The following is a 25,690-nucleotide window of genomic DNA, read 5'->3' as shown; positions in this document are numbered from 1 at the left end:
TTGTTGCGCTGCCGCAATAGTCCACGCTCCCTTAACCAATAAGCCGTAGCTATCGGGTCCGTGCCACGCCGGATCCGCTCCCTGCTGTCCGTCCTTCGCGACGAGGTCGACACTTTCGCCAGCACGAGCGAACAGATCGCCGCGCGCACCAACCTCCTCGCGCTCAACGCCGCGATCGAAGCCGCCCGATCCGGCGAGGCCGGTCGCGGCTTCTCGGTCGTCGCGCAGGAAGTGAAGGCACTCGCGCAGCAGGCGCGCCACGCCAGCCTAGAATTTCGCTCCGAAGTCCGTGAGCGGCTCGCCATGGGCGCGGGCATCGCCGACGAGATGGTCGGCGAGATCGAGGGGACCCGGCTCGTCGAACTCGCCCAGGCACTGATCCAGAACGTCACGCGTCATCTCTACGGCCGCAGCGTCGATCTGCGAGTGATGGCGTCGGACGCCGAGGTCGTTGCCGCGACGCTGGATCCAACGCCCGAGAAGCTCGCCGCCGCGCAGGCGCGTCTCGCGATCTTCACCCGGACCTCGCCTTATTATCTCAACGTCTTCGTCGCCGATCGAGACGGGCGCATCATCATCTGCTCGGATCCCGATGCGCGCGTGCGGCAGACCAATGTCGCCAACGCACCGCAGTTCCTGAAAGCGATGGCCAGCACCAATCGCGACCAGTGGTTCACCGACGAGGTCTGGCAGAACCCCTGGTCCGATCACCGCGCGGTGCTCGTCTTCGTCACCGGCATCCGCCCGCGCGACAGCGACGGCAGGCCCGCCGGAGTCTTCTATGTCGAATTCGACTGGGAAGAGCGCATTCCGGCGATTATCTCCGACCGCTCGCTGTTCGGCGAAAAGGAATGGGCGCGCACGCGCATTTCGATCGTCGACCAGGCGGCCCGCATCGTCGCCGATTCCTCCGGCACCCGTTTCGGCGAGACGATCCCGCTGCCGGCCAAGGCCGTCCGCGGCGCCGAGGCGCGGGCCGACACCACGATCGCCTTCGCCACCGCGGGCGGCGATCACGGCTTTGACGGCTTGGGCCTGCGCTGCGTCATCGAGCAGAAGATGATCAGCCTGGACGAGATCCAGGCGGCGCTGGGCGGCCTGGGGACGCGCAAAACCCTCTGACTCCCCTCCCTGCAAGGGAGGGGGGACAAGGGCGGTCTACTTTCCGAGCTTCTCGATCTTGTCCTGCAGCCGTGCCAGTTCGGCCTTGAGGGCCGCGACATCGTCGCCGCCCTCAGCCGCGGGGGCCGGCTTAGCCGTCGTCGGCATGGCCACGCCCCCGACTCCCGCCGCACCCGGCTTGAACGCCTCGGCCGCCGCTTCGAACATCGCCATGTTGCGCTTGGCGATCTCGGCGAAGGGCGAGTTGGCGAACGCGCCCTCGACCGCCGACTTGAACTGTTCCTGGTTACGCCGGAAGCTGTCCATCGATGCCTCCAGATAGCCGGGCACCATCGCCTGCATCGAATCGCCGTAGAGCGAGATCAGCTGGCGGAGGAAATTGACGGGCAGCATCGAAGTGCCCCGCGCTTCCTCTTCCATGATGATCTGCGTCAGCACATTGTGCGTGATGTCCTCGTCGGTCTTGGCGTCGACGACCTTGAAGTCGCGCCCCTCGCGCGTCATCACCGCGAGATGATCGAGCGTGATGTAGGACGAAGTCTCGGTGTTGTAGAGTCGGCGGTTCGCGTATTTCTTGATGATGACCGGACCCGAACCCGTAGCAGCCTTCTTCATGGATACCCCCACGCGTGAATGGTGATACCCTAACATCCTTTGCCGCATCGCAACAAGGGCCTCGGCCGCTCCCGCTGTTTCTGACGCTGCTGCGCAGCGAAACTGCAGCATCGCCCGAACGACGCGCCGCAGCACTTGCCGGTCTTCGCGCCTATCAGGAAGCCTCCCGCCCGGCCTCGCGCGAACCGATGCCGGCGGTTGCCGGCGCAGGCCGCGCGGTGCTGCGCGATTACGGCGGTAGCGGTCTGCCCGTGGTATTCGTGCCCTCGCTGATCAATCCGCCGCTGGTGCTTGATCTCGGCGAGAATTCGCTGCTCCGCTGGCTCGCGCGGCAAGGCGTCCGCCCGCTCCTCGTCGACTGGGGCGTGCCCACGCCCGACGATCGCGCGCAGGACGTGACCGCGCATGTCGAGGAACTGCTCCTGCCTTTGCTCGCCACGCTCGATCGCCCGCCAGTGCTGGTCGGCTATTGCCTCGGCGGCACCATGGCGACGGCCGCGGCCGCCGCGACGCGGGTCGCCGGCCTCGCCACCATCGCCGCACCGTGGCGCTTCGAGGCTTATGGCGATGCGCTCGAGCCGATCTCCTCGCTGTGGGATCAGGCCCATGCGACCTGCGAGCAGCTCGGTCTCGTCCCAATGGAAGTGCTTCAATCGGGCTTCTGGCAGCTCGATCCCAAGCGCACGGTCGCCAAGTTCGAGCGCTTCGCTCGCCTCGCCCCCGACAGCGAGGAGGCCCGCGCCTTCGTCGCGCTCGAGGATTGGGCCAATGGCGGCGCCCCGCTCAGCTTCGCCGCCGGGCGCCAGCTGTTCGACGACTTCTTCGTGGCGGATCTGCCCGGTAGCGGCCGCTGGCAAGTCGCCGGCCGCGGCGTCGATCCCGGGTCGCTCGACATCCCCACTCTCTCCTTCGTCTCGACCACCGATCGCATCGTCCCCGCCGCCAGCGCCGCGCGTATGGGCGAAGTGCGCGAACTGGCGATGGGGCATGTCGGGATGATCGTCGGCGGCCGCGCGAAGGACGCGCTGTGGCAGCCGCTTGCGGACTGGCTAACCGCGCTTGCCCACCCTAGATAGCCGCCAACGACAAAGACAGCTGCGCAGGAGTTTCCCCAACATGACCGACATCGTCATCACCGCCGCCAAGCGCACTCCGGTTGGCAGCTTCCTCGGCGCCTTCGCCGCGACGCCTGCGCACGAATTGGGCCGAGTCGCGATCGAGGCCGCGCTCGAGCAGGCCGGCGTGAAGGGCGAGGAAGTCAGCGAAGTGATCCTCGGCCAGGTGCTCACCGCCGCACAGGGCCAGAACCCCGCGCGCCAGGCATCGATGGCCGCCGGCGTTCCCAAGGAAGTCCCCGCCTGGGGCGTCCAGCAGGTCTGCGGCTCGGGCCTTCGTGCAGTCGCGCTCGCTTACCAGGCGATCAAGACCGGCGACGCGACCATCGTCGTCGCGGGCGGGCAAGAGAGCATGTCGATGAGCACGCACGCCCAGTCGTTGCGCCCGGGCACCAAGATGGGTGATCTCAGCCTGGTCGACACGATGATCAAGGATGGCCTGACCGACGTGTTCAATGGCTATCACATGGGCATCACCGCCGAGAATCTCGCCGAGCAATATCAGGTCACCCGCGGCGAGCAGGACGCATTCGCCGTCCGCTCGCAGAACCTCGCCGAGAAGGCGCGCGCGGCGGGCAAGTTCAAGGACGAGATCGCCCCGGTCACGATCAAGGGCCGCAAGGGCGACACCGTGGTCTCGGACGACGAATATATCCGCGCCGGTGCCACCGTGGAGAGCGTGTCGGGCCTGCGCCCCGCCTTCAAGAAGGACGGCACCGTCACCGCCGCCAACGCCTCGGGCCTCAACGACGGTGCCGCTGCGCTCGTCATGATGAGCCGCGACGAGGCCGAGAAGCGCGGCACTCCGATCCTCGCCACCATCAAGAGCTGGGCGAGTGTCGGCGTCGATCCCTCGATCATGGGCATCGGCCCCGTCCCCGCCTCAAAGAAGGCGCTGGAAAAGGCCGGCTGGACGATCGCCGATCTCGACCTCATCGAAGCCAACGAGGCCTTCGCGGCGCAGGCTTTGTCGGTCGGCAAGGAGCTCGGCTGGGACGCCGACAAGGTCAACGTCAATGGCGGTGCGATCGCGATCGGGCACCCGATCGGCGCCTCAGGCGCGCGCGTGCTCACCACTTTGATCTACGAGATGCAGAAGCGCGATGCGAAGAAGGGCCTCGCCACTTTATGCATCGGCGGCGGCATGGGTATCGCGATGTGCGTGGAGCGGTGACAAATTCGTCGCGCGATTCTCAGATATTATCGCAATAACAGGTGAGCCGCCGCCCTAATACGGTAGGGTGGTATCTGAATGTTTCCTGAACGGTTATTGCAATGCAATAAAATATCGCACTCTGTGACGCTTGTGCAACAGTTGAGACAAAAAGCTGAAATATTTCAGCTCGTACTTGTGTCTGTCCGAGGCCTACGCCTGATTGCCGTCAACGGGCATCTCGCCCGGAGGGGCAAATCAATGAAACTCACGCATCTGCTGGGCGCGACGGCGCTCGCCGGCACCGCATTCCTGATTCCACAGCTCGCATTCGCGCAAACCGCCCCTGAAAGCGCGCCTCCCGCCGCCACGATCCAGGAAACACAGGAAGCACAGGACGAAACGACCGGCCCACGCACGGAAATCCTCGTCACCGGCTCACGCATTCCGCGTCCCGAAGCGGACGGCAACATTCCGGGCGTCCAGGTCACGTCCGAGCAGATCATGAACCGCGGCTTCACCAATGCGCTCGAAGCGCTGAACGACATTCCAATGGTCGGCCCGGGCGCCAGCCCGCTCACCGGCAATAACGGCGGCCAGACCGCCAGTCTGGGTTCGTCGTTCGTCGACTTGCTCGATCTCGGCACCCAGCGTACGCTGACGCTGCTCAACGGCCGCCGCTTCGTGTCGGGCAATGCCGCGTCGCTGTTCGTCGAAGGCAATGCCACCGGCGCACAGGTCGACATCAACGTCATCCCGAGTTCGCTGATCGCGCGAATCGACGTGCTGACCGTCGGCGGCGCCGCCGCTTACGGTGCCGACGCCATCGCCGGCGTGGTCAACATCATCCTGAAGGACGATTTCGAGGGCCTGACCGTCCGCGGTGTAAGTGGCGTCACCGAACGTGGCGATGCGCCCCAATATCAACTCGGTGCCACCTACGGCATGAATTTCATGGACGGCCGCGGCAATATCGTGATCGCGGCTGAGTACAGCCACAATGATGGGCTGCAGGCCGACGCGCGCGACTTCCGCGTAGCCCGTACCGCTTCCTACACCAATCCATTCAACGGCAGTGTCCGCAACCCGAGCTTCGCCCCAGGAATCATCGACGTCACCAACTCGAACAACGGGGCATTTCTGCGCAATAGCGACGACGGCCAGCCGAGTTCGCTGTTCGGCGCCGGTTTCGTCAATCAGTCGCTGAGCTTCACCGGAACGGTATTCAATATCCAGGCGACCAACCCCTATACGGCGTACACGCCGATCACGTCGGGCACGACCACGACGAACTTCATCACCTTCAACAATGGCCTGGCTCCTGTCGGTCAACGCCTCGCCGGGACGACCGCCGGTGGCGCCAGCACGACGATCCCCACCACCAACATCGGCTTCTTCACTGCCGCCAACCAGATCATCCAGGGGACGCCCGGCGCCGGATATATCTCCGGCAACGGTTTGAACGGCCGCACGACGGCCGCCGCGGGCGTGCCGATCACTACCTTCGCGCCGACTGCGCTGCCGACCGGCGTTACGGCGGCGCAGGTGTTCGCGCAGTTCGGGATCACCCCGCCGGCCGGTGCCACCGCGACGCAGCAGATGACGCTGGCGGTCAACGTGCTGCAAGCGAACCGTTTCACCGCCCGTGAGTTCTTCGCCGCCAATCCAAACGTGAACGTCAACGCCTTCATCGGGACCTTCGTGCCCGGCGTTCCCCGCATCGCCAACACCGACACCACGCTCGTCTCGGTGCGGACCAGCCAAGCCGGCGGCACGACGATGGTGCCGATCAATCAGGTGCTGCCGTTCGTCGCGGTGCCGCTCGAGTTCGAGGCCAACGGCAATCTGCGGACGTACAATATCGCCAGCGGCGTCACGCCGACCAGCCCGCTGACGCTGGGCCAGGCGCAGGGATCCAATGGCGGTTTCTACCGCAGCATCGAGAACATCGTGCTGCGCACCCAGCAGGATCGCTACATCGCGAACCTGATCGGCCATATCGATCTTACCGACGACATTACCTTCTTCACCGAGAACACCTATGCGCGCGTGAAGAATGTCTCGGTGCGGAATTCGCCGAGCCAGAACTTCCAGTCAAACACGGCCGAAAACGCGCCGCTGATGATCAACGTCAACAACCCGTATCTGACCGCGCAAAACCGCTCGGTGCTGAGCTCGGTCGGCATCACCGGCGCCACGCCCGCGACCTCCACTTTTATCATCACGCGCCAGAATCAGGATATCTTTGGCAACAATCCATTCGAGAACTTCAACGAGACGTTCCGCGTGGTCGCGGGGCTGAAGTCGGACTTCAAGATCTTCGACAAGGATTGGTATTCGGAAATTTCGGGTACGTACGGCAAGGGTGTGACCACCACGCGCGCTACCCAGATCAACGACATCGAGTATCAGCTGGCACTGGATGCAGTCGATCAGGGCCTTGCCATGGGCGGGGCCGCGAATGGCAATATCGTCTGCCGCGCAAAACTGTTCCCCGGTCAGTATCTTGGCCGCACCCCAATTGGCACCGCCGCCAACATCGTGCGTCAACCCAACGCCGCGGGCGAACTGGCCGAGAGCCTGTTCACGCCGACCATCACCCAGGCGATGATCGACTCGTGCCAGCCGCTCAATCCCTTCGGCTATAACAATATGTCGGAAGCCTCGAAGGCATATGTCCGGCAGCAGCAGATATTCCGGAACGTGTCGGAACAGACACTGTTCACTGCCTCGGTCGGCGGCGACGTATTCAACCTGCCGGCCGGCGCGCTGGCAGTCTCGTTCAACGGCGAATATCGCAAGGAAAAGCAACGCTTCACGTCGAACCTGCTCAACCAGTTCGGCCGCGGCCGCGCGGCGCCCTCCTCAAATTTCGGCGCCTACACCGAGACCTTCGAGATCGGCGCCGAAGCGCGCATCCCGATCACCGGCCCGGACTTCCTGCCGTTCCTCGGCAGGCTCGAGTTCGAACCAGCGGTGCGCGTGACGAAGCAGAACGGTGCGGCGGACAAATATCGCAACACCGCCGGTGTGTTCATTTCGCCCGAGTCCAAGGGCGACGCGCAGACGATCTATTCGCTGAAGGGCGATTGGGAGCCGTTCCGCGACATTCGGTTCCGCGGCAACTACACCCAGTCGGTCCGCCAGCCCTCGGTGACCGAGTTGTTCCTCGGCGGCCAGCCGGTCTTCAGCACGCCGACCGATTATTGCAGCCCTGCCAACCTGACTGCGGCTGCACCGGCGACGCGCCGCCCGAACTGCCGGACGGCAGTCATCGCGGGGGGACTGGCGAGTGATGCGACAACGGCGGATGCCTTCTTGGCAACCTTCACGCCGGCGGGCGTAGGTCTGTCGGGCACCTATGCCGGCAATCCGGGGCTGAATCCTGAAAAAGCGTCGAGCTGGACCGTCGGCGGGGTGCTGGCGCCCCGCTGGCTTCCCGGTCTGTCTTTATCGGCCGACTATATCAGCCTCGACCTGAAGGGCACGATCGTTCCGACCACGCTCGCCCAGGGTATCATGAGCTGTTACGATAGCCCGACCTATCCAAACACCACTCCCCAGACCGGCAACAACCTGTGCGCTTCGTTCACGCGCGACGCGCAGTTCCAGATCTCCAATGGCTACAGCCTTTCGTTCCTGAACCTGGGCAGCATCCGCCTTCGCGCAGTCAACATCTCGGCAAGCTATCCGTTGAGCCTGGGCAGCTGGGGCAAGCTTTCGCTGAAGGGCAATGCGTATCACCTGATCAAATATGAAACGGCGGCGTCGGGCGACTTCGAGCTCGACGGCATCCGGTCGGACGGCACGTTCGCGCGGCCGAAATGGGAGATTCAGGCGAGCGCCCGGTATGAGAAGGACAATTTCTATGTGGTGGGCACCTGGAACCACAAGGCACCGACCCGCATCTTCTCAAGCGGTGCACCGGCCGGGCCGGAGATCTATCCGTTCAATCGCTATCCGGCGATCAACGTCTTCGATGCCGCAGTCGGCGCCGATATCACCGAGGATTTCCGTTTGCAGGTCTCCGGCACCAATCTGACCGATGTCACCTATGCCGGCGGCCTCGGTTACATATTCCAGGACTATTACGACCAGATCGGCCGCCGCTTCCAGGTCACGGCGATCGCCAAGTTCTGATCCGGCAAGATTCGCGAAGAGAGAGAGCCATCCTTCGGGGCGGCTCTCTTTTGTCCGGCGGCGGCGAATGAACTTGGTGGAAAGCGGACTCAGCCCCAAACCCGGTCGAACCGATCCCCCAGCCCCGTGATCAGCTCATATTGCGACAGGCCGCTCAGTGCAGAAGTCTCGGGCAGCGCATAGTCCAGCGCTACCCAGTCGCCCTCCGCCAGCTCGGGCGCGGCGTCGACTGCGATCGCGGTCAGGTCCATCGATACCCGCCCGATCACCGGCAGCACCGCGTCGCCCGCCCGGGCGATGCCCTTGCCCGAGAAGCAGCGCAGATAGCCGTCGGCATAGCCGAGGTTGAGCACCGCCACTTCCATGTCGGCGGGCGCGGTGAAGGTGGCGTTGTATCCCACGATCCCGCCCGCTGGCACGCACCGCCGCTGGAGGATCTGCGCCTCGGGCGTCACGACTTGGCGGATGCCGTCATGCCCCGCGCGCTGGCGCCCCCCGTACAGGGCGATGCCCGGGCGGGTCAGGTCGAAGGTGTAGGCGGCGCCCAGCGCGATCCCGGCCGAATTCGCCAGACTCATGCGGCTGGCCGACGTCTGCCCGGCGCACGACGCGAACGCCACGCGCTGCTGCTCGTTGAGCGGCACATCCTCGTCGGCGCAGGCGAGATGGCTCATCAGCGTGTCGATCGAAAGTCCGTCGAGCAGGCCGCTAGCGACATCCTCGGGTGCGATGCCGAGCCGGTTCATGCCGGTATCGACCATCACGTCGCACAGACCCCCGTCGGCCTCGCGCCAGCGCCGTACCTGCTCCACCGTGTTGAGCACGGGCCGCGCATTGGCCGGCCGGTCCCCCAGATCGGCGTCGCGCACCCCGTGCAGCACCGAGATCGAAACCCCCAGATCGGCGAGCGCCCGCGCTTCGCTCCACACCGCGACGAAGAAGTCGCGACACCCTGCCCCGGCCAGCCGCCGCACGACTTCGCGCGCGCCCAGTCCATAGCCATCCGCCTTGATCGCAGCGCCGCACGCCGCGCCGCCGCTCATCTCGCGCAGCAGCCGCCAGTTCGCGACCAGCGCATCGCCGTCGAGCCTCAGCCTGAGGGGGGAATGCATCATGCCAGCGCGGTTAGCGCCTGGCGGCTCCCTGCGCCACCGTCTCCTTCAGGCCCCAGGCCGTGACTGCCAGCGCCATCGCCACCACCGCGAAGGTATACCAGAGCCCGGAATAGGGATCGCCGGTCCGCGCGACGATATATTGGCTGATCAGCGGCAGGAATCCGCCGAAATAGCCGGTGCCGATATGATAGGGGATCGACATGGAGCTGTAGCGGATCTTCGACGGGAACATCTCCGACAGCAACGCCGCCACCGGCCCATAGGTCGCCCCCGAAAGCGCCATCAGCGCGAGGATCGCGAGCACGATGATCGCGATGTTGGTGGCCGGCGGTATCGTCGGGCGCAGGTCCCACCCTGCCGCGGCCAGCGCCGTGTCCAATCCCGCCGGGCTCAGGTCGTTGACCGGTTGGCCGCCGATCGACACCGTCGTCACCTGCTCGTCGATCGTCCGATAGGCGACGCCCTTCTTCGAGAAATGATCGAGCAGCTTGCCGCATTCGTCGGCCTGCTTCGCCGCGAACGGGTCGTACCTGCAATGTGGGCCCGAGACGACTACCGGCGCCCGCCGCGCCGCCTGGGCCAGCCCCGGATTGGCCGCGCTGCCGATCACCCAGAATAGCGGGAACATCAGCACCAGCGTCAGCGCATAGCCTGCGACGATCGGTATCTTCCGCCCGATCCGATCCGAGAGATGCCCGAAGAACAGGAAGAAGAAGAGCCCGACGATCGCCGACCCTCCGGTGATCAGTTGCGCCGCGGTGGGATCGAGCCGCATCGGCCCCTGCAGGAACGACAGCACCGAGAACATCGACGTGTACCAGATAACCGTCAGCCCGGCCGAGATGCCGAACAAGGCGACGAACAGCCTCTTGCCGTTGCCGGGATAGGTGAAGCTTTCGAGGAACGGATTGGTCGCGGTCTCGCCCGCTTCCTTCATCGCCTTGAACACCGGGCTCTCGGAGAGCTTCAATCGCATCCACAGCGACACTGCGAGCAACAGGATCGAGAACAGGAATGGCACCCGCCACCCCCAGCTCTCCCACACGCCCGCGAGCGTGAATTTGGAGACCAGCACCACCGCCAGGCTGAGGATGAACCCGCCGACCACGCTCGCCTGGATGAAGCTGGTGTGGAAACCGGCGCGTCCCGGCGGCGAATGCTCGGCGACATAGATCGCCGCACCGCCATATTCGCCGCCCAGCGCCAGCCCCTGGCAGATGCGCAGCAGGATGATCAGCACCGGTGCGGCCATGCCGATCGCGGCATAGCTCGGCACCAGCCCGACGCCCGCGGTCGCCACGCCCATCAGGGTGATCGTGACCAGGAACGTGTATTTGCGCCCCAGCTTGTCGCCGAGATAGCCGAACAGCACCGCCCCCAGCGGCCGGAATCCGAACCCTACTGCGAACCCCGCCCAGGCGAGCAAGGTCTGCAATACTTCATTGCCCGCAGGAAAGAAGGTCCGCCCGATGATCCCAGAAGCGGCGAGCGTCCCGTAGATGAAGAAGTCGTACCATTCGAACACGGTGCCCAGCGACGATGCGCCGATCACCAGCCGCATGTCCTTCGCGCTCGGTTCGGCCGCTGCACTGGCCATCTTGCCCTCCCTGTTTTGTCCAGGGTGTAGCGGGTCGGGCACCGGGAGCAAGATGCGCGGGCGTTGCGCCCGCGCACCGTTTCACCCCGCCAGCGTCGAATTGTCGATGACGAAGCGATACTTCACGTCGCTGCGCAGCATCCGCTCATAGGCAGTGTCGATGTCCTGTGCGGCAATCATCTCGATATCCGAGACGATGCCGTGCTCGGCGCAGAAATCGAGCATCTCCTGCGTCTCGGCGATCCCGCCGATCAGCGAACCCGCGATCGCGCGCCGCTTGAAGATCAGCGCCGACACGTCGGGCGAGGGATGCGCATGCTCGGGCACCCCGACCAGGCAGAGCGTCCCGTCGCGCTTGAGCAGCGCCGTGAACGCATCGAGATTATGGCTCGCCGCGACGGTGTTGAGGATGAAGTCGAAGCTGCCGGCATGCGCGGCCATCTCGTCTTCGTTGCGCGACACCACGACTTCGTCCGCGCCCAGATCCAGCGCATTCTGCCGCTTGCTCTCCGACGTGGTGAACGCGACGACATGGGCGCCCAGCGCATGCGCCAGCTTGACGCCCATATGGCCGAGCCCGCCGATGCCGACGATCCCCACCTTCTTGCCCGGACCGACATTCCAGTGGCGCAGCGGCGACCAGGTCGTGATCCCCGCGCACAGCAGGGGTGCCGCGGCGGCGAGCTGCTCCGCCTTATGGTTGATCCGCAGCACGAACTTGTCGTCGACCACGATGCGCTGCGAATAGCCGCCCAGCGTGTGCCCCGGCGCGTCCGCGGTCGCGCCGTTGTAGGTGCCGACGAACCCCGAGCCGGTGCAATATTGCTCGAGCCCTTCAGCGCATTCGGGGCAATGCTGGCAGCTGTCGACCATACAGCCGACGCCGACGGTGTCGCCCACCGCGAACTTCGTCACGTCGCTGCCCACCGCCGAGACATGCCCGACGATCTCGTGCCCCGGCACGCAAGGGTACAGCGTCCCGCCCCATTCGGAGCGGACGGTGTGCAGGTCCGAATGGCAGACGCCGCAATAAGCGATGTCGATCTGCACATCATGTGGGCCGGGCGCACGGCGCTCGATCGCGATCGGCTCGAGCGGCTTGTCGGCGGCATAAGCGCCATAGGCTTGGACGGTCATTTGGGTTTCCTCCAAAGTAGATGGTCAGCGGTTGACGGCGGCCTGCAGGTTCGCCGGATAGCGATCCCCCGCGACCGGAATCGCATCCAGCGCGGCACCGATCTCGTTCAGATCGTCGGCGGTCAGGTCGATCGCCGCGCCGCCGATATTCTCCTCCAGCCGATGGAGCTTGGTGGTGCCGGGGATCGGCACGATCCACGGGTGTTGCGCCAGCAGCCAGCCGATCGCGATCTGCGCAGGTGTCGCCTGCTTCGCCGCGGCGATCTCGCCGATTCGATCGACCAGCGCCTGGTTCGCCGCGCGCGCCTCGGCGGCGAAACGCGGGATCTTGTTGCGGAAATCGTCGCTGGCGAGCTCGGTGTCGGCGGTGATCGCGCCGGTCAGGAAGCCGCGCCCCAGCGGACTGAACGGCACGAAGCCGATCCCCAGTTCCTCGAGCGCCGGCAATATCTCGCGCTCGGGCTCGCGCCACCACAGAGAATATTCGCTCTGCAGCGTCGCCACCGGCTGCACGGCGTGGGCGCGGCGGATCGTTTCGACGCCCGCCTCGGACATGCCGAAATGCTTGACCTTGCCCTCCCCGATCAGCGCCGCGACCGTGCCCGCGACGTCCTCGATCGGCACGTTCGGATCGACGCGATGCTGGTAGAGCAAGTCGATGTGATCGGTCCGCAGCCGCTTGAGCGCGGCCTCGGTCACTGCCCGGATATTCTCGGGCCGGCTGTCCAGGCCGTCCGCCGGCACGCCGCCGGCGAAGCCGAACTTGGTGGCGATCACCACCTGATTGCGGACCGGCGCCAGCGCCTCGCCGAGCAGATCCTCATTGGCGAACGGGCCATAGGCCTCGGCGGTGTCGAAGAAGGTCACGCCGCGCTCGAACGCGCCGCGCAGCAGCCGGATCGCATCCGCGCGCGCGGGGGCCGGACCATAAGCGTAGCTCAAGCCCATACAGCCGAGGCCGATCGCCGAGACTTCCAAGCCGCTACGGCCGAGTGCACGCTTTTGCATGGGGTTGCTCCGTTGATTGGGGAGCCTGCCAGATAAGCCTTGGGTCGGCCCGCGATTAGGCACTAATAAGTACATGTAGTCATATCGGAGATTCATCAATGCGGCGCGAGGAATTGGCCGATCTTGCCGCCTTCATGGCGGTTGCCGAGGAGCGCAGCTTCACCCGCGCCGCGGCCAGGCTCGGCACGTCGCAATCGGCGTTGAGCCACACGATCCGCCGGCTCGAGACGCGGCTGGGCGTCCGCCTGCTCGCCCGCACCACGCGCAGCGTCGTCGCCACCCAGGCGGGCGAGCGCCTGCTGGCGACGCTACGTCCCGCCTTCGACGATATCGACGCCCAGCTCGCCGCGCTCACCGAATTGCGCGACAAGCCCGCCGGCACGGTCCGCATCACCTGCACGGGGCAAGCCGCTCGCGACGTCCTCTGGCCGGCGCTGGAGAAGCTGCTCCCAACCCATCCGGACGTGCACGTCGAGATCAGCGTTGATTCGTCACTGACCGACATCGTCAGCGAGCGGTTCGATGCGGGGATACGAATCTGGGAGCAGGTCGCGAAGGACATGGTCGCAGTGCGCGTCGGGCCGGACCTCCGCATGGCCGCAGTCGCCTCGCCAAGCTATTTCGCCCGCAATCCGCCCCCGCGCGCGCCGCAGGATCTCGCCGGGCACAACTGCATCAACATGCGGATGCGTACGTCGGGCGGTCTCTACGCCTGGGAGCTAGACAAGGACGACCGCGAGCTCAAGGTTCGCGTCGAGGGGCAGCTCGTGCTCAACGATGTCGACATGATCGTCACCGCCGCGGAGGCCGGCTTCGGCATCGCCTTCCTGCCCGAGGACCATTTCCGCGAGTCGCTCAGGGCCGGCCGGCTGGTGCGCGTGCTCGAGGACTGGTGCTCGCCCTTCCCCGGCTATCACCTTTATTATCCCAGCCGCCGCCAGATGACCCCCGCCTTCGCGCTGCTGGTCGAGGCGCTGCGGTATAGGGGTTAGAGTCGGTCTCGTTCAATTATTCGTCACCCCCGCGAAAGCGGGGGCCCATCTCCGGCGGTATCCGCGAGTACCGCGGCGCAGCGTGTGGCCCGTCCACGAGGTGGGTCCCCGCTTTCGCGGGGATGACGTTTTTTGGGGAATGAGCCCGTCTACGCGTCGATGCCTTCCAGCGCTTCGCTCGCCTCCAGCCATGCCGCCTCGGCCGCATCGATCTTGTCGTTGAGCTCGGCGCGGCGCTTCATCAGCTCGGTCATGGTCAGCCTGGTGAGCGCGGCATCCGCGGCCGACGGATCGAACATCGCAAGCTCCACTGCGGCGCGCTGCCCGGTCAGCTTCGCCAGCTCGGCTTCGGCCGCCTTGGCGGCCTTGCGCAGCTCGGTTCCCTTCTCGCGCGCCTCGGCGGCGACGCGCCGCGCCTCCTTCTTGTCGGCTTTGGAGAGCTTGGGCCCCTGCCCGTCCTTGCTGAGCACGAAGGCGATATAGTCGTCGAGCGACCCGTCGAAGTCCTTCGCCGTCCCCTGATCGACCAGCACCAGCCGGTCGGCGGTCATCTCGAGCATGTGGCGGTCATGGCTGACCAGCACAACCGTGCCGGTATATTCGTTCAGCGCCTGGATCAGCGCCTCGCGCGCGTCGACGTCCAAATGGTTGGTCGGCTCGTCGAGGATCAGCATGTGCGGCGCATCGCGGGTGATCAGCGCCAGCGCAAGCCGCGCGCGTTCGCCGCCCGAAAGCTTGCCGACTTCGGTGGTGGCCTTCTGCCCCGAAAAGCCGAACCGCCCGAGCTGGCCACGCACCGCACCCTGAGTCGCGCCCTTCATGAGGGACGTCATGTGCTGGAGCGGCGTCTCGGTCCGGTCGAGCTCCTCGACCTGATATTGGGTGAAATATCCCACCCGCATCTTGCCGCTGGCGTTCATCGCGCCTTCCATCGGCGTCAGCTGCGCCGCGAGCAGCCGTGCCAGCGTGGTCTTGCCGTTGCCGTTGCGGCCGAGCAATGCGACCCGGTCGTCCGGATCGATCCGCAGGTTGAGCCGCTTGAGGATCGGCGTCTCGCCATAGCCCACCGTCGCGAGATCGAGCGTGATCAGCGGTGGACGCAGCTCGTCGGGATTGGGGAAGTCGAAGGTCAAGGTCGGATCGTCGAGCAGCTCGGCGATGGGCTGCAACTTGGCCAGCGCCTTTTGGCGGCTCTGCGCCTGCTTGGCGGTAGAAGCGCGCGCCGAGTTCTTCGCGATATATTCCTGCAGATGCTCGCGCTGCGCCTGCTGCTTCGCCCGCGCCGAGGCGATCTGCGCCTGCCGCTCGGCCCGCTGCCGCTCGAACGCGTCATATCCGCCCGGATAGAGCGTCAGCTTCCCGCGATCGAGATGGAGGATGTGATCGACGACATTGTTGAGGAAGTCGCGCTCGTGGCTGACCAGCAGGATCGTCGCCGGATAGCTTTTGAGGAAGTCCTCCAGCCACAAGACCGCTTCGAGATCCAGGTGATTCGAAGGCTCGTCGAGCAGCAGCATGTCGGGCTGCGAGAACAACAGGCTCGCCAGCGCCACGCGCATCTTCCACCCGCCCGAAAAGCTGTCGAGCGGCTGGTGCTGCATGTCTTCGTCGAAGCCGAGCCCGACCAGGATCTGCGCCGCGCGGCTCGGCGCGGTATAGGCGTCGATCGCCATCAGCCGCTCATAGACTTCGCCCAGCCGATCCGGATCCTGGCTGGTCTCGCTCTCGTGGAGCAAAGCCGCGCGTTCCAGATCGGCGGCGAGCACCGTTTCGAAGGGGGTCGCATCGCCATGCGGCGCTTCCTGCGCGATATAGCCGAGCTTCGCCCCGCGCGGCATCTCGACGCTGCCGCCATCGGGTTCGAGCTGGCTGGCGATGACCTTGACGAGAGTCGACTTGCCCGCCCCGTTGCGGCCGATCAGCCCGATGCGGCCCTTGGGCGGCAGCTTGGCAGTGGCGGCGTCGATGATCGTGCGCCCGCCGAGGCGCACCGTGATGTCGGTCAGGTTGAGCATGATGGCGGGCGCCTAGCGCATTAAACCTCTATCGTCACCCCATGCCGCCGGCTCGCGTTCGCATCCTCATTGTTCTTCCGCAGAGGAAAAGGCCGATGGTTGCAGTCCCGGGAATGTCTTTGTTTCGACATCGAAACCATGAGACAAAGTCGATGGCGACTCGCAACCGCGTCTCGCAAGATGGGGGAAAGTCCAATGAGCGATAATCCGAACTATCCGATCGGAACAGCCGCAGTGAGCTGGCTCGACAGTTCGAATCAAATCCATATCCGCGTCTATTCGACCGACGGCTACACCCTGACCGAACGCTGCTGGGACGGCGGCGGATGGGTCGCGGGTGGGTTCAACGCGCCCGGCGGTGCCGTCTCGGCGACGAGTTGGCAGGCCTCTGACGGCGTTCACATCCGCGTCTACGCCACCAATGACGATGCCACGATCGAATGGTGTTTCGATCCCGGCAGCGACTGGACGCAAGGCCAATACACCACCAGTTGAGCCACCCAGCGCCGCCGGCGCATGTCGGCGGCGCTTCGCCCTTTCAATGTAGGATTTGGTGTGGGAGGCTAATGCTGGCTCTTTGAACCCGGTGAATAACGCAGCACGAACCCCGCAATTTCGTTACGCGATGACGCAATGAAATTGCCGATTCACCGTGAAAAGTGTGAAATTAGGCGTCGCGAATCCTACAAGCCTGAGTACCGACTCAATCCAGGTTCGGTCGCAAATACCGCGTCGCCAGATCCAGCGGGATCCCGCGCCGCGCGGCATATTCCTCAAGCTGATCCTGCCCGATCCGCGCCACGCCGAAATATTCGGCCTGCGGATGGCCGAAATAGAAGCCCGAAACCGCCGAGGTCGGCAGCATCGCGAAGCTTTCGGTCAGCGAGATGCCGGTGCGCTTGTGCGCGTCGAGCATCTTGAACAGGATCGGCTTGAGGCTGTGCTCGGGGCAGGCCGGATAGCCGGGCGCCGGGCGGATGCCGCGATACTGCTCCTTGATCAGCGCCTCGTTGGTCAACTGCTCGCCCTCGGCATAGCCCCAGAGCGAGGTCCGCACGAACTGGTGGAGTCGCTCCGCAAAGGCTTCGGCCAGACGATCGGCCAGCGCCTTGAGCAGGATGTCCGAATAATCATCGATCGCGTTCTTGAAACGCGCGAGGTGCGGCTCGATCCCATGGATGCCCACCGCGAAGCCGCCGATCCAGTCGCCGTCATGATCGATGAAATCGGCGAGGCACATGTTCGCGCGGCCCTCGCGCTTGGCGATCTGCTGGCGCAGCATCGGCAGCGTGACATGCTCCTCGTCCTGGACATGGACGATGATGTCGTCGCCCTGCCGGCGGCACGGCCACAGCCCGGCGACGCCGCGCGCGGTCAGCCACTTCTCGGCGATGATCTTGTCGAGCATCGCCTGCGCATCGGCGAACAGCGAGCTCGCGCTTTCGCCGACCACCTTGTCTTCTAGGATTGCCGGGTAGTTGCCGGCCAGCTCCCAGGCGCGGAAGAACGGCGTCCAGTCGATATACTTTCTGAGGTCGTTCAGGTCCCAGTCGAGGAACTCGTGCACCCCCGGCATCCGCGGCTTGCCCGGCTTGAGGCTCATGTCCGCCTCGAACGCATTGTCGCGCGCCTTCTCCAGCGGCAGCAATTCGCTCTGACCGCGCCCCGCCCGCGCGACGCGCACCTGCTCGTACTCGGCAGCGATCTTGGCGACATAATCGTCCCGGATCGTCTCGGAAACGAGCGTCGTCGCGACACCCACCGCGCGGCTCGCGTCGAGCACGTGGACGACCGGCCCCTTATACGCCGGCTCGATACGCAATGCGGTATGGACGCGCGAAGTCGTCGCACCGCCGATCAGCAGCGGCATCGTCATGCCCGAGCGCTGCATCTCCTCGGCAACGGTGACCATCTCGTCGAGGCTCGGCGTGATCAGCCCCGAAAGCCCGATCATGTCGGCATCGTTCTCGTTCGCCGCCTCGAGGATCTTCGTCCACGGCACCATCACGCCGAGATCGACGACCTCGAAGCCGTTGCACTGGAGCACCACGCCGACGATGTTCTTGCCGATATCATGGACGTCGCCCTTGACGGTGGCCATCACGACCTTGCCCTTGCCCTTGGCGCCCGGCTCCTTGGCGGCTTCGATGAAGGGCAGCAGGTGCGCCACTGCCTTCTTCATCACCCGCGCCGACTTGACCACCTGCGGCAGGAACATCTTGCCCGATCCGAACAGGTCGCCGACCACGTTCATCCCGTCCATCAGCGGGCCTTCGATGACTTCGATCGGCCGCGCGAACGCCTGACGGCACTCCTCGGTATCCTCGACGACGAACTGGTCGATGCCCTTGACCAGGGCATGTTCGAGCCGCTTGGCGACAGGCCAGCCGCGCCACTCGGCCGCCTGCTTCTCGGCCACCGCATCGGTGCCGCGGAAGCGCTCGGCGAGCGCCACCAGCCGCTCGCCCGCATCGGGATCGCGGTTGAGGATGACGTCCTCGCAGGCTGTGCGCAGCTCGGGCTCGATCTGGTCATAGACGTCGAGCTGGCCGGCATTGACGATCGCCATGTCCATCCCGGCCGGGATCGCATGGTAGAGGAACACCGAGTGCATCGCCTTGCGGACGACTTCGTTGCCGCGGAACGAGAACGACAGGTTCGAGAGCCCGCCCGAGATATGGACATGCGGGCAGCGCGCCTTGATCTCCTTGCATGCCTCGATGAAGTCGACGCCGTAATTATTGTGCTCCTCGATGCCCGTCGCCACCGCGAACACGTTGGGATCGAAGATGATGTCCTCGGGCGGGAAGCCGATCCCGACGAGCAATTTGTAGGCGCGCTCGCAGATCTCGACCTTGCGCTCCTTGGTATCCGCCTGCCCGACCTCGTCGAACGCCATGACGACCACCGCCGCGCCGTACGCCATGCATTTCCGGGCATGGTCGAGGAACTGTTCCTCGCCTTCCTTCATGCTGATCGAATTGACGATCGGCTTGCCCGACACGCATTTCAGCCCCGCCTCGATCACGTCCCACTTGGAGCTGTCGACCATCACCGGGATGCGGGCGATGTCGGGCTCGGCCTGAATCAGCTTGAGGAAGGTGGTCATCGCCTCGTGCGCGTCGAGCAGGCCCTCGTCCATGTTGACGTCGAGCACCTGCGCACCGGCCTCGACCTGCTGCAGCGCGACTTCGACCGCGGCGGCGTAATCCCCCGCCATCACCAGCTTCTTGAAGCGGGCGGAGCCGGTGACGTTGGTGCGTTCGCCGATATTGACGAAGCTGGTGGAGGAGGCGGTGGTGTTCATGTCTTCAATCTTCTTAGATCCTCCCCGGGACGGGGAGGGGGACCATGCGAAGCATGGTGGAGGGGGGTTGCCGCAGGGGGCTCGCTCGCGGAGAACCCCCTCCACCACGCCCTTCGGGCGCGGTCCCCCTCCCCGTTCCGGGGAGGATCAAGCCGCCATCGTGAACGGCTCGAGACCCGCAAGCCGCGTCCGCACTTCCGGCGTCGGGATTGCGCGCGGCGGCAGGTCCTTCACTGCCTCGGCGATCGCCGCGATATGCGCCGGGGTCGATCCGCAGCAGCCGCCGAGCACGTTGACCTGGCCCGCATCAGCCCATTCCTTGACCAGCCCGGCAGTCGTCGCCGGCGCCTCGTCATAGGCGCCGAGTTCGTTGGGAAGGCCGGCGTTCGGATAGACCATGATCAGCGTGTCGCACAGAGCGGCGAGCGTCTTGACGTGCGGGCGAAGCTGCTCCGCGCCGAACGAGCAATTGAGCCCGATCGTCACTGGCCGCGCATGCCGCACCGCGTGCCAGAACGCCTCGACCGTGTGGCCCGACAAATTGCGCCCCGAAAGATCGGTCAGCGTCATCGACAGCATGATCGGCAAGTCGCGGCCGAGATCGTTGCCCGCCTCGATCGCCGCCATGATCCCCGCCTTGGCGTTGAGCGTGTCGAACACCGTCTCGATCAGGATGAAGTCCACCCCGCCCTCGACCAGCGCATCGATCTGCTCGCGATACACGTCCTTCAGATAGTCGAAGTCGATCTCGCGATAGCCCGGATCGTTGACGTCGGGCGACAGCGACAGCGTCTTGTTGGTCGGCCCCAATGCCCCGGCGACGAAGCGCGGACGCCCGTCCTTGGCCTCGAATTCGTCGGCGATCGACCGCGCCAGCTTGGCGCTCTCGACATTGATCTCGCGCACCAGATGCTCGGCGCCGTAATCGGCCTGGCTGATCCGGTTGGCTGAGAAGGTGTTGGTCTCGGCGATGTCCGCCCCCGCCTCGAAATAAGCGCGGTGGATCGACGCCGGCACCTCGGGCTTGGTCAGCGCGAGGATGTCGTTATTGCCCTTCTGATCATGGCTCAGCCCCAGATCGCCGGCATAGGCCTCTTCGCCCAGCTTCCAGTTCTGGATCTCGGTCCCGAATGCACCGTCGGTGATCAGGATGCGCTTGGCGGCTTCGGCCAGCAATTTCTCGCGTGCAGTCATCTTACTTCCTCTAAAGCCTCAAGCCGCCGCCAGCTCCGCCCCGACCTTCGGCCGCAGCCCGAGCAGATGGCAGATCGCGTAGCTCAATTCGGCGCGATTGAGCGTGTAGAAGTGGAACTGCCGCACATCGCCCGCATAGAGCTTCCGGCACAATTCCGCCGCCAGCGTCGCCGCGACGAGCTGCCGCGCCGCAGGATGCTCGTCGAGCCCTTCGAACAACTTGCCCATCCACGCCGGCACCGCCGTCCCGCACATCGCCGACATGCGCTGGACGCTGGCGAAGTTCATCACCGGCATGATTCCCGGCACGATCTCGGCGGTGATCCCGGCCTTGGCCGCATCGTCGCGGAAGCGGAAGAAGGTCTCGGGCTCGAAGAAGAACTGCGTGATCGCGCGGGTCGCGCCCGCATCGATCTTGGCCTTGAGATTGTCGATATCGGCAGTCGCATTGGGCGAATCCGGATGGCACTCCGGATAGGCCGCGACCGAGATCTCGAACGGGTGGAGCTTCTTCAGCCCCGCCACCAACGCCGCAGCGTTCTCGTAGCCGCCCGGGTGCGATTGGAACTTCTCACCGGCGCGCGGCGGATCGCCGCGAAGTGCTACGATGTGCCGCACGCCCGCCGCCCAATATTCCTCGGCGACCTGATCGATCTCCTCGCGCGTCGCCTCGACGCAGGTCAGATGCGCCGCGGCCGGAATCGCGGTCTCGCGCGCGATCCGAGCCACGGTGTTATGCGTCCGCTCGCGCGTCGTCCCGCCCGCGCCATAGGTCACGCTGACGAAGCGCGGGCCGAGCGGCGAGAGCGTCTGGATCGACTCCCACAAGGTCTCTTCCATCTTCTCGGTCTTGGGCGGGAAGAATTCGAAGCTCACTTCGATGTCGCCGGCCACGTCCGCGAAAAGCGGGGCCGCCAGCGGGTCCACGATGCTCATGCCGCCTTCACTTCCTTCGATTCCATGCCGGTCTTGCGACCCAGCCATAATTTGACGGTCAGTTCGCCGCCTTCGAGCGTCTCGATCTGCGCCGGGGCGAGCCCCGCGCCGGCAAACCAGCCGAGAATCTGCTCGTCCGAGAAACCCAGCCGGGTATGCGCGTCGCGCGAACGCAGTTCCTCGCGATCGTGCGGTGCGAAATCGACGATCAGCAGCCGCCCCCCGTCGCTCAGCACCCGCGCCGCCTCCGCGATCGCGGCACCCGGCTGCTGCGCGAAATGGAGCACATGGTGCAATATCGCCGCATCCGCCCCGCCGTCCTGCAGCGGCAGCGCATAGAGATCCGCCTGGCGCAGCTCGGCATGGGCGAGCCCGCGCTCGGAGAGCTTGGCCCGCGCCAGCCGCAGCATTTCGGAGGAGCGGTCGATCCCCAGCGCATTGCGGGCAAGCGGCGCGAACAGTTCGAGCATCCGCCCGGTGCCCGTGCCGATATCGATCAGATATCCGAGCGGCGTATCGCCCAGCGCTTTGGCCATCGCCGCCTCGACTTCGCTCTCCGCGACGTGAAGCGAGCGGATCGCGTCCCATTGGCCGGCATTGACTTCGAACCATTCGGCCGCTGCGCTCGCCCGATCGGCGCGCACCGCCGCCAGCCGCGCCTCGTCGGCGACGGTCCAGTGATCGGCTTCGTTCCAGCTGTCGAGCGCGGCGAGGATCGGCTGGACCTTGCCGTGCGCGCCGAGCGCGACGAAAACCCAGCTCCCCTCCTTGCGCCGCTCGACAAGGCCGGCGTCGCACAGGATCTTCACATGCCGGCTGACGCGCGGCTGGCTCTGCCCGAGCACCTGCGCGAGTTCGCCCACCGACAGCTCCATCGAGCGCAGTAATGCGACGATGCGCAGCCGGGTGGAATCGGCGAGAGCGCGGAAGATGGCGAGAGCCTGGACCATGGGGGATATAGATATAAAGATATCTTTATATCAGGTCAACGCAGTTGCGCAGTCCGCCCCCGCTGTTTAGCCCTTCGCGAGGCTAAACAAGAGGCTGAACCAATGCGCAAGACCCTGCTCCTCCTCCCCGTCGCCCTGCTCGCGCTCTCCGCCTGCGGCGGCGCGAAGAACGAGGCCGCCGAAGCCAACGAGACCGTCACCGGCGACAGCAACACGATGGGCGAAGCGGTCAGCGACGTGAACGCGGCCAATGCCGCCACCGATGCCGCCTTCACCGAGGCCGAGAACAGCTACGAAGGCAACGCCGCCGTCGGCAACGAGATCGAGGAATGATGCGAGGCCTGCCGTTGCTGCTGATCGCGCTGGCGCTCGCCGGTTGCGGCGGGCCCGACAACGATGCACCCTCGGCCGACGAAGCCCGCCAGCTCAACGAAGCGGCCGCGGCGACCGACATCAACGCCAGCGTCGCCGACAACGGATCGGTACGGTAATGAGCAAACTCCGCGAACTCGGCACTTCCGGCCTCCTGACGCCTCCCCTAGTGCTGGGCGGCAATGTCTTCGGCTGGACGGCGGACAAGGCCACCAGCTTCCGCATTCTCGACCGCTTCGTCGAGCGCGGCGGCGTGATGATCGACACCGCCGACGTCTATTCGGCCTGGGTCCCCGGCCACCAGGGCGGCGAATCGGAGGCGATCATCGGCGAATGGCTGCGCAGTTCGGGCAAACGCGACAAGGTGCTCATCGCCACCAAGGTCGGCATGCTCGACGGCGAAGGCGGATCGAAGCTCGCGCCCGCACGCATCGCCGCCGCGGCCGAGGCTTCGCTCCAGCGGCTCGGCGTCGATACGATCGACCTTTATTTCGCGCATCAGGATGACGAGGACGTTCCCCAGCAAGACGCGCTCGCCGCGTTCGACACCTTGATCAAGGCCGGCAAGGTCCGGGCGCTGGGCGCGTCCAACTTCCATGCCGGGCGGCTCAAATCGGCGCTCGAAATCGCCACGGCCGAGGGGCTGCCGCATTATCGCGTGCTCCAGCCTGAATATAATCTCGTCAGCCGCCACAAGTTCGAGGGCGAGCTACAGGACCTGTGCGTCACCCATAATATCGGCGTCGTGCCTTATTACGGCCTCGCCTCCGGCTTCCTGACCGGCAAATATCGCAGCGAGGTGGATTTCGGCAAAAGCGTGCGCGGCGGCCGGATGGCGGCGTTGCTCGAAGGCAAAGGCGGGTCGGTGCTCGCGGCAATGGACGAAGTCTCGGCCGAGGCCGGCGCCACTCTCGCCCAGATCGCACTGGCCTGGCTCGCCGCGCAGGCCGGCGTCACGGCGCCGATCGCCAGCGCGACGAGCGTCGAGCAGCTCGACGAGCTGATCCACGCCTGGGACGTCACGCTCACGCCCGAACAACTGGACAGGCTGACCACCGCCGGCGCGTGAGTTTCGCTGCGTCCGCGGGACGCGGTTCGAACATCTCCGCATCGGCGACATGGGAAAAGCGAAGTACTGACCGACCTCGCGCGATCTCTTACAGGTGACCCTCGGCTGATTGTCGTCCCGCGGGTTGCGAAGCGCGGCAGGGAGGGCCACATGGGGAGGGCTGGCACTCGCGTTTCCGGGTGCCAATTCGCAAATGGCAGCGCTGGCTCCGATTGTGATAGCGACGATGAAGTCGCGGTCCAGCAAGCGAACGGCCCCGATCCATGCCAGCCAAGCACGTCAAATTCTCGCGCGATGCGCGCGAAAGCATTCTTCGCGGCATCGACATCCTTGCCGATGCGGTGAAGGTCACGCTGGGGCCGAAGGGCCGCAACGTCGTGCTCGACAGCGGCTATGGCGCGCCGCGCATCACCAAGGACGGCGTCACCGTCGCCAAGGAAATCACGCTGAAGGACCGGTTCGAGAATCTGGGCGCACAGATGCTGCGCGCAGTGGCGTCGAAGACCGAGGACCACGCCGGCGATGGCACGACCACCGCCACCGTGCTGGCCCAGGCGATCGTTCACGAGGGAATGAAGTCGGTCTCCGCCGGCAGCAATCCGATGGACCTGAAGCGCGGCATCGATCTCGCTGTCGTTGCGGTCGTCGAACAACTCGCGGCGCGTTCGAAGCCCGTCTCCAACAATGACGAGATCGCCCAGGTCGGCATCGTCTCCGCCAATGGCGACGAGGAGATCGGCCGGATGATCGCGAAGGCGATGGACAAGGTCGGCAAGCAGGGCGTGATCTCGGTCGAAGACGCGCGCGGCATGGAATTCGAGCTGGAAATAGTCGAGGGTATGCAGTTCGATCGCGGCTATCTGAGCCCCTATTTCATCACCGATCCCGCGAAGATGATCGTCGAACTCGACCAGCCCTACATATTGATCCACGAACGGAAGCTCTCGAACCTCCAGCCCTTGCTGCCGATCCTCGAAGCGGTGGCGCAATCGGGCCGGCCGCTGCTGATCGTCGCCGAGGATGTGGAAGGCGACGTGCTTTCCACATTGGTGGTGAACCAGCTGCGCGGCGGGCTGAAGGTCGCCGCGGTCAAGGCGCCGGGCTTCGGCGACCGCCGCAAGGCGATGCTCGAGGATATCGCCGTGCTCACCGGCAGCGAAGCGATCAGCGAGGATCTGGGCATCAAGCTCGAAAGCGTGACGCTGGCGATGCTGGGCACCGCGCGGCGCGTGACGATCGACCGGAACGACACGACGATCATCGAAGGTGCCGGCGATTCCGCCGCGATCGCCGGACGGGTCGAGGCGATCAAGCAGCAGATCGCGCTGACCGACAGCGAATATGACCAGGAGAAATTGCAGGAACGCATGGCCCGCCTCGGCGGCGGTGTCGCGATCCTCCGCGTCGGCGCATCGACCGAAGTCGAGATGCGCGAGCGCAAGGACCGGGTCGACGACGCACTGCACGCCACCCGCGCGGCAGTGGAGGAAGGCGTGCTGCCCGGTGGCGGCACTGCCTTGCTCTATGCATCCCTGGCGCTGCAGGGGATGGCTGGCGCCAATGACGACCAGACCCGCGGCATCCAGATCGTCCGCGAGGCGCTCTCCGCCCCGCTGCGTCAGATCGTCGAGAATGCCGGCCAGGACGGCGGCGTCGTCGCAGGCCGGCTGATCGACGGCGGCGATCCGGAGATGGGCTTCAACGCCCAGACCGAAACCTATGAGAATCTGGTGGCGACGGGTGTGCTCGATCCGACCCTGGTGGTGCGAGCGGCGCTGCAGGATGCCGCGTCGGTGGCCGGCCTGCTGCTCACCACCGAAGTCGCGATCGTCGAAGCCGCGGACTGATCCGCG

20 protein-coding genes are annotated in these 25,690 nt (G+C 65.5%); 10 read left to right on the top strand and 10 right to left on the bottom strand.

The genetic code is table 11. The features are described 5' to 3' along the window. Positions 1–60: 60 nt before the first annotated feature. Entirely contained in the window at positions 61–1,122 is a 1,062-nt protein-coding gene (locus ASE13_RS14930) for a methyl-accepting chemotaxis protein (RefSeq protein WP_056617431.1), read from the top strand. A gap of 36 nt (positions 1,123–1,158) precedes the next feature. Here the strand turns inward: ASE13_RS14930 and phaR are convergent, their stop codons facing one another. Further along, positions 1,159–1,737, bottom strand: coding sequence for a polyhydroxyalkanoate synthesis repressor PhaR (gene phaR, locus ASE13_RS14925; RefSeq protein ID WP_056617428.1), 579 nt, complete (start codon positions 1,735–1,737; stop codon positions 1,159–1,161). A 188-nt stretch (positions 1,738–1,925) separates the two neighbouring features. Between phaR and ASE13_RS14920 the strand changes: the two genes are divergently transcribed. The 3 genes from ASE13_RS14920 (at position 1,926) to ASE13_RS14910 (ending at position 8,145) form a co-directional block, all read left to right on the top strand. Beyond that, complete coding sequence (locus ASE13_RS14920; protein ID WP_235536995.1) at positions 1,926–2,813, top strand: alpha/beta fold hydrolase; 888 nt, start codon at positions 1,926–1,928, stop codon at positions 2,811–2,813. Positions 2,814–2,853: 40 nt separating this feature from the next. After that, on the top strand, positions 2,854–4,026 hold the full coding sequence (locus ASE13_RS14915) for an acetyl-CoA C-acetyltransferase (RefSeq protein ID WP_056617425.1): 1,173 nt from the start codon (positions 2,854–2,856) through the stop codon (positions 4,024–4,026). Positions 4,027–4,266: 240 nt separating this feature from the next. Further along, positions 4,267–8,145, top strand: a complete 3,879-nt coding sequence (locus ASE13_RS14910) for a TonB-dependent receptor domain-containing protein (protein WP_056617422.1) — start codon at positions 4,267–4,269, stop codon at positions 8,143–8,145. A gap of 89 nt (positions 8,146–8,234) precedes the next feature. Here the strand turns inward: ASE13_RS14910 and ASE13_RS14905 are convergent, their stop codons facing one another. The 4 genes from ASE13_RS14905 to ASE13_RS14890 all read right to left on the bottom strand — a co-directional run bounded on the left by ASE13_RS14905 (position 8,235) and on the right by ASE13_RS14890 (position 13,002). Then, a complete protein-coding gene (locus tag ASE13_RS14905) occupies positions 8,235–9,257 on the bottom strand; it encodes an alanine racemase (protein WP_056617943.1) in 1,023 nt (340 codons plus the stop codon). A gap of 13 nt (positions 9,258–9,270) precedes the next feature. Beyond that, positions 9,271–10,857, bottom strand: coding sequence for an MFS transporter (locus tag ASE13_RS14900; RefSeq protein ID WP_056617419.1), 1,587 nt, complete (start codon positions 10,855–10,857; stop codon positions 9,271–9,273). 81 nt (positions 10,858–10,938) lie between these two features. Then, positions 10,939–11,994, bottom strand: coding sequence for an NAD(P)-dependent alcohol dehydrogenase (locus ASE13_RS14895; protein WP_056617416.1), 1,056 nt, complete (start codon positions 11,992–11,994; stop codon positions 10,939–10,941). Positions 11,995–12,018: 24 nt separating this feature from the next. Next, positions 12,019–13,002: an aldo/keto reductase gene (locus ASE13_RS14890; protein WP_056617413.1), complete on the bottom strand. Its 984-nt coding sequence runs from the start codon at positions 13,000–13,002 to the stop codon at positions 12,019–12,021. Between the two features lie 98 nt (positions 13,003–13,100). On the opposite strand from ASE13_RS14890, the gene ASE13_RS14885 reads away from it, so the two are divergent. After that, on the top strand, positions 13,101–13,994 hold the full coding sequence (locus ASE13_RS14885) for a LysR family transcriptional regulator (protein ID WP_056617410.1): 894 nt from the start codon (positions 13,101–13,103) through the stop codon (positions 13,992–13,994). Between the two features lie 149 nt (positions 13,995–14,143). On the opposite strand, the gene ASE13_RS14880 is transcribed toward ASE13_RS14885, so the two are convergent. Beyond that, entirely contained in the window at positions 14,144–16,009 is a 1,866-nt protein-coding gene (locus ASE13_RS14880) for an ABC-F family ATP-binding cassette domain-containing protein (protein ID WP_056617407.1), read from the bottom strand. 195 nt (positions 16,010–16,204) lie between these two features. On the opposite strand from ASE13_RS14880, the gene ASE13_RS14875 reads away from it, so the two are divergent. Continuing rightward, complete coding sequence (locus ASE13_RS14875; protein ID WP_156404905.1) at positions 16,205–16,504, top strand: fucose-binding lectin protein; 300 nt, start codon at positions 16,205–16,207, stop codon at positions 16,502–16,504. Between the two features lie 208 nt (positions 16,505–16,712). Here ASE13_RS14875 and metH read toward each other — a convergent pair whose 3' ends face one another. The 4 genes from metH to ASE13_RS14855 all read right to left on the bottom strand — a co-directional run bounded on the left by metH (position 16,713) and on the right by ASE13_RS14855 (position 22,396). Next, on the bottom strand, positions 16,713–19,316 hold the full coding sequence (metH, locus tag ASE13_RS14870) for a methionine synthase (protein ID WP_056617404.1): 2,604 nt from the start codon (positions 19,314–19,316) through the stop codon (positions 16,713–16,715). 147 nt (positions 19,317–19,463) lie between these two features. Next, positions 19,464–20,510: a homocysteine S-methyltransferase family protein gene (locus ASE13_RS14865; RefSeq protein ID WP_056617401.1), complete on the bottom strand. Its 1,047-nt coding sequence runs from the start codon at positions 20,508–20,510 to the stop codon at positions 19,464–19,466. Between the two features lie 18 nt (positions 20,511–20,528). Then, positions 20,529–21,446, bottom strand: coding sequence for a methylenetetrahydrofolate reductase (gene metF / locus ASE13_RS14860; RefSeq protein WP_056617398.1), 918 nt, complete (start codon positions 21,444–21,446; stop codon positions 20,529–20,531). Further along, the gene (locus ASE13_RS14855; RefSeq protein WP_056617394.1) at positions 21,443–22,396 is read right to left on the bottom strand and encodes an ArsR/SmtB family transcription factor; all 954 of its coding nucleotides are present in this window, start codon (positions 22,394–22,396) and stop codon (positions 21,443–21,445) included. The genes metF and ASE13_RS14855 overlap by 4 nt, the downstream gene beginning before the upstream one ends. Before the next feature lie 102 nt (positions 22,397–22,498). Here ASE13_RS14855 and ASE13_RS14850 point away from each other — a divergent pair, with 102 nt between their 5' ends. The 4 genes from ASE13_RS14850 to groL all read left to right on the top strand — a co-directional run bounded on the left by ASE13_RS14850 (position 22,499) and on the right by groL (position 25,684). Then, a complete protein-coding gene (locus ASE13_RS14850) occupies positions 22,499–22,729 on the top strand; it encodes a hypothetical protein (protein WP_056617391.1) in 231 nt (76 codons plus the stop codon). Further along, positions 22,726–22,887 carry a hypothetical protein gene (locus ASE13_RS19930; protein ID WP_156404904.1) on the top strand — a complete coding sequence of 54 codons (162 nt, stop codon included), beginning with the start codon at positions 22,726–22,728 and terminating at the stop codon, positions 22,885–22,887. Before ASE13_RS14850 ends, ASE13_RS19930 begins: the two co-directional genes overlap by 4 nt. Continuing rightward, the gene (locus ASE13_RS14845; RefSeq protein WP_056617388.1) at positions 22,887–23,837 is read left to right on the top strand and encodes an aldo/keto reductase; all 951 of its coding nucleotides are present in this window, start codon (positions 22,887–22,889) and stop codon (positions 23,835–23,837) included. The genes ASE13_RS19930 and ASE13_RS14845 overlap by 1 nt, the downstream gene beginning before the upstream one ends. A gap of 263 nt (positions 23,838–24,100) precedes the next feature. Further along, complete coding sequence (groL, locus tag ASE13_RS14840) at positions 24,101–25,684, top strand: chaperonin GroEL (RefSeq protein WP_056617385.1); 1,584 nt, start codon at positions 24,101–24,103, stop codon at positions 25,682–25,684. Positions 25,685–25,690: the final 6 nt, after the last annotated feature.

Origin of the sequence: Sphingomonas sp. Root241 (assembly GCF_001428865.1) — a bacterium.
Taxonomy (GTDB): domain Bacteria; phylum Pseudomonadota; class Alphaproteobacteria; order Sphingomonadales; family Sphingomonadaceae; genus Sphingomonas.
The sequence above is the reverse complement of the archived record's forward strand: the minus strand, read 5'-3'. Positions and strand labels throughout refer to the sequence as shown.

Coding starts and splice junctions, on each gene's coding strand:
- metF (WP_056617398.1), bottom strand. CDS start 21,446: ATGAGCATCGTGGACCCGCTGGCGGCCCCGCTTTTCGCGGACGTGGCC.
- ASE13_RS14845 (WP_056617388.1), top strand. CDS start 22,887: ATGAGCAAACTCCGCGAACTCGGCACTTCCGGCCTCCTGACGCCTCCC.
- ASE13_RS14920 (WP_235536995.1), top strand. CDS start 1,926: ATGCCGGCGGTTGCCGGCGCAGGCCGCGCGGTGCTGCGCGATTACGGC.
- ASE13_RS14865 (WP_056617401.1), bottom strand. CDS start 20,510: ATGACTGCACGCGAGAAATTGCTGGCCGAAGCCGCCAAGCGCATCCTG.
- ASE13_RS14880 (WP_056617407.1), bottom strand. CDS start 16,009: ATGCTCAACCTGACCGACATCACGGTGCGCCTCGGCGGGCGCACGATC.
- ASE13_RS14890 (WP_056617413.1), bottom strand. CDS start 13,002: ATGCAAAAGCGTGCACTCGGCCGTAGCGGCTTGGAAGTCTCGGCGATC.
- ASE13_RS14895 (WP_056617416.1), bottom strand. CDS start 11,994: ATGACCGTCCAAGCCTATGGCGCTTATGCCGCCGACAAGCCGCTCGAG.
- ASE13_RS14855 (WP_056617394.1), bottom strand. CDS start 22,396: ATGGTCCAGGCTCTCGCCATCTTCCGCGCTCTCGCCGATTCCACCCGG.
- ASE13_RS19930 (WP_156404904.1), top strand. CDS start 22,726: ATGATGCGAGGCCTGCCGTTGCTGCTGATCGCGCTGGCGCTCGCCGGT.
- phaR (WP_056617428.1), bottom strand. CDS start 1,737: ATGAAGAAGGCTGCTACGGGTTCGGGTCCGGTCATCATCAAGAAATAC.
- ASE13_RS14885 (WP_056617410.1), top strand. CDS start 13,101: ATGCGGCGCGAGGAATTGGCCGATCTTGCCGCCTTCATGGCGGTTGCC.
- ASE13_RS14850 (WP_056617391.1), top strand. CDS start 22,499: ATGCGCAAGACCCTGCTCCTCCTCCCCGTCGCCCTGCTCGCGCTCTCC.
- ASE13_RS14905 (WP_056617943.1), bottom strand. CDS start 9,257: ATGCATTCCCCCCTCAGGCTGAGGCTCGACGGCGATGCGCTGGTCGCG.
- groL (WP_056617385.1), top strand. CDS start 24,101: ATGCCAGCCAAGCACGTCAAATTCTCGCGCGATGCGCGCGAAAGCATT.
- ASE13_RS14875 (WP_156404905.1), top strand. CDS start 16,205: ATGAGCGATAATCCGAACTATCCGATCGGAACAGCCGCAGTGAGCTGG.
- ASE13_RS14915 (WP_056617425.1), top strand. CDS start 2,854: ATGACCGACATCGTCATCACCGCCGCCAAGCGCACTCCGGTTGGCAGC.
- ASE13_RS14910 (WP_056617422.1), top strand. CDS start 4,267: ATGAAACTCACGCATCTGCTGGGCGCGACGGCGCTCGCCGGCACCGCA.
- metH (WP_056617404.1), bottom strand. CDS start 19,316: ATGAACACCACCGCCTCCTCCACCAGCTTCGTCAATATCGGCGAACGC.
- ASE13_RS14900 (WP_056617419.1), bottom strand. CDS start 10,857: ATGGCCAGTGCAGCGGCCGAACCGAGCGCGAAGGACATGCGGCTGGTG.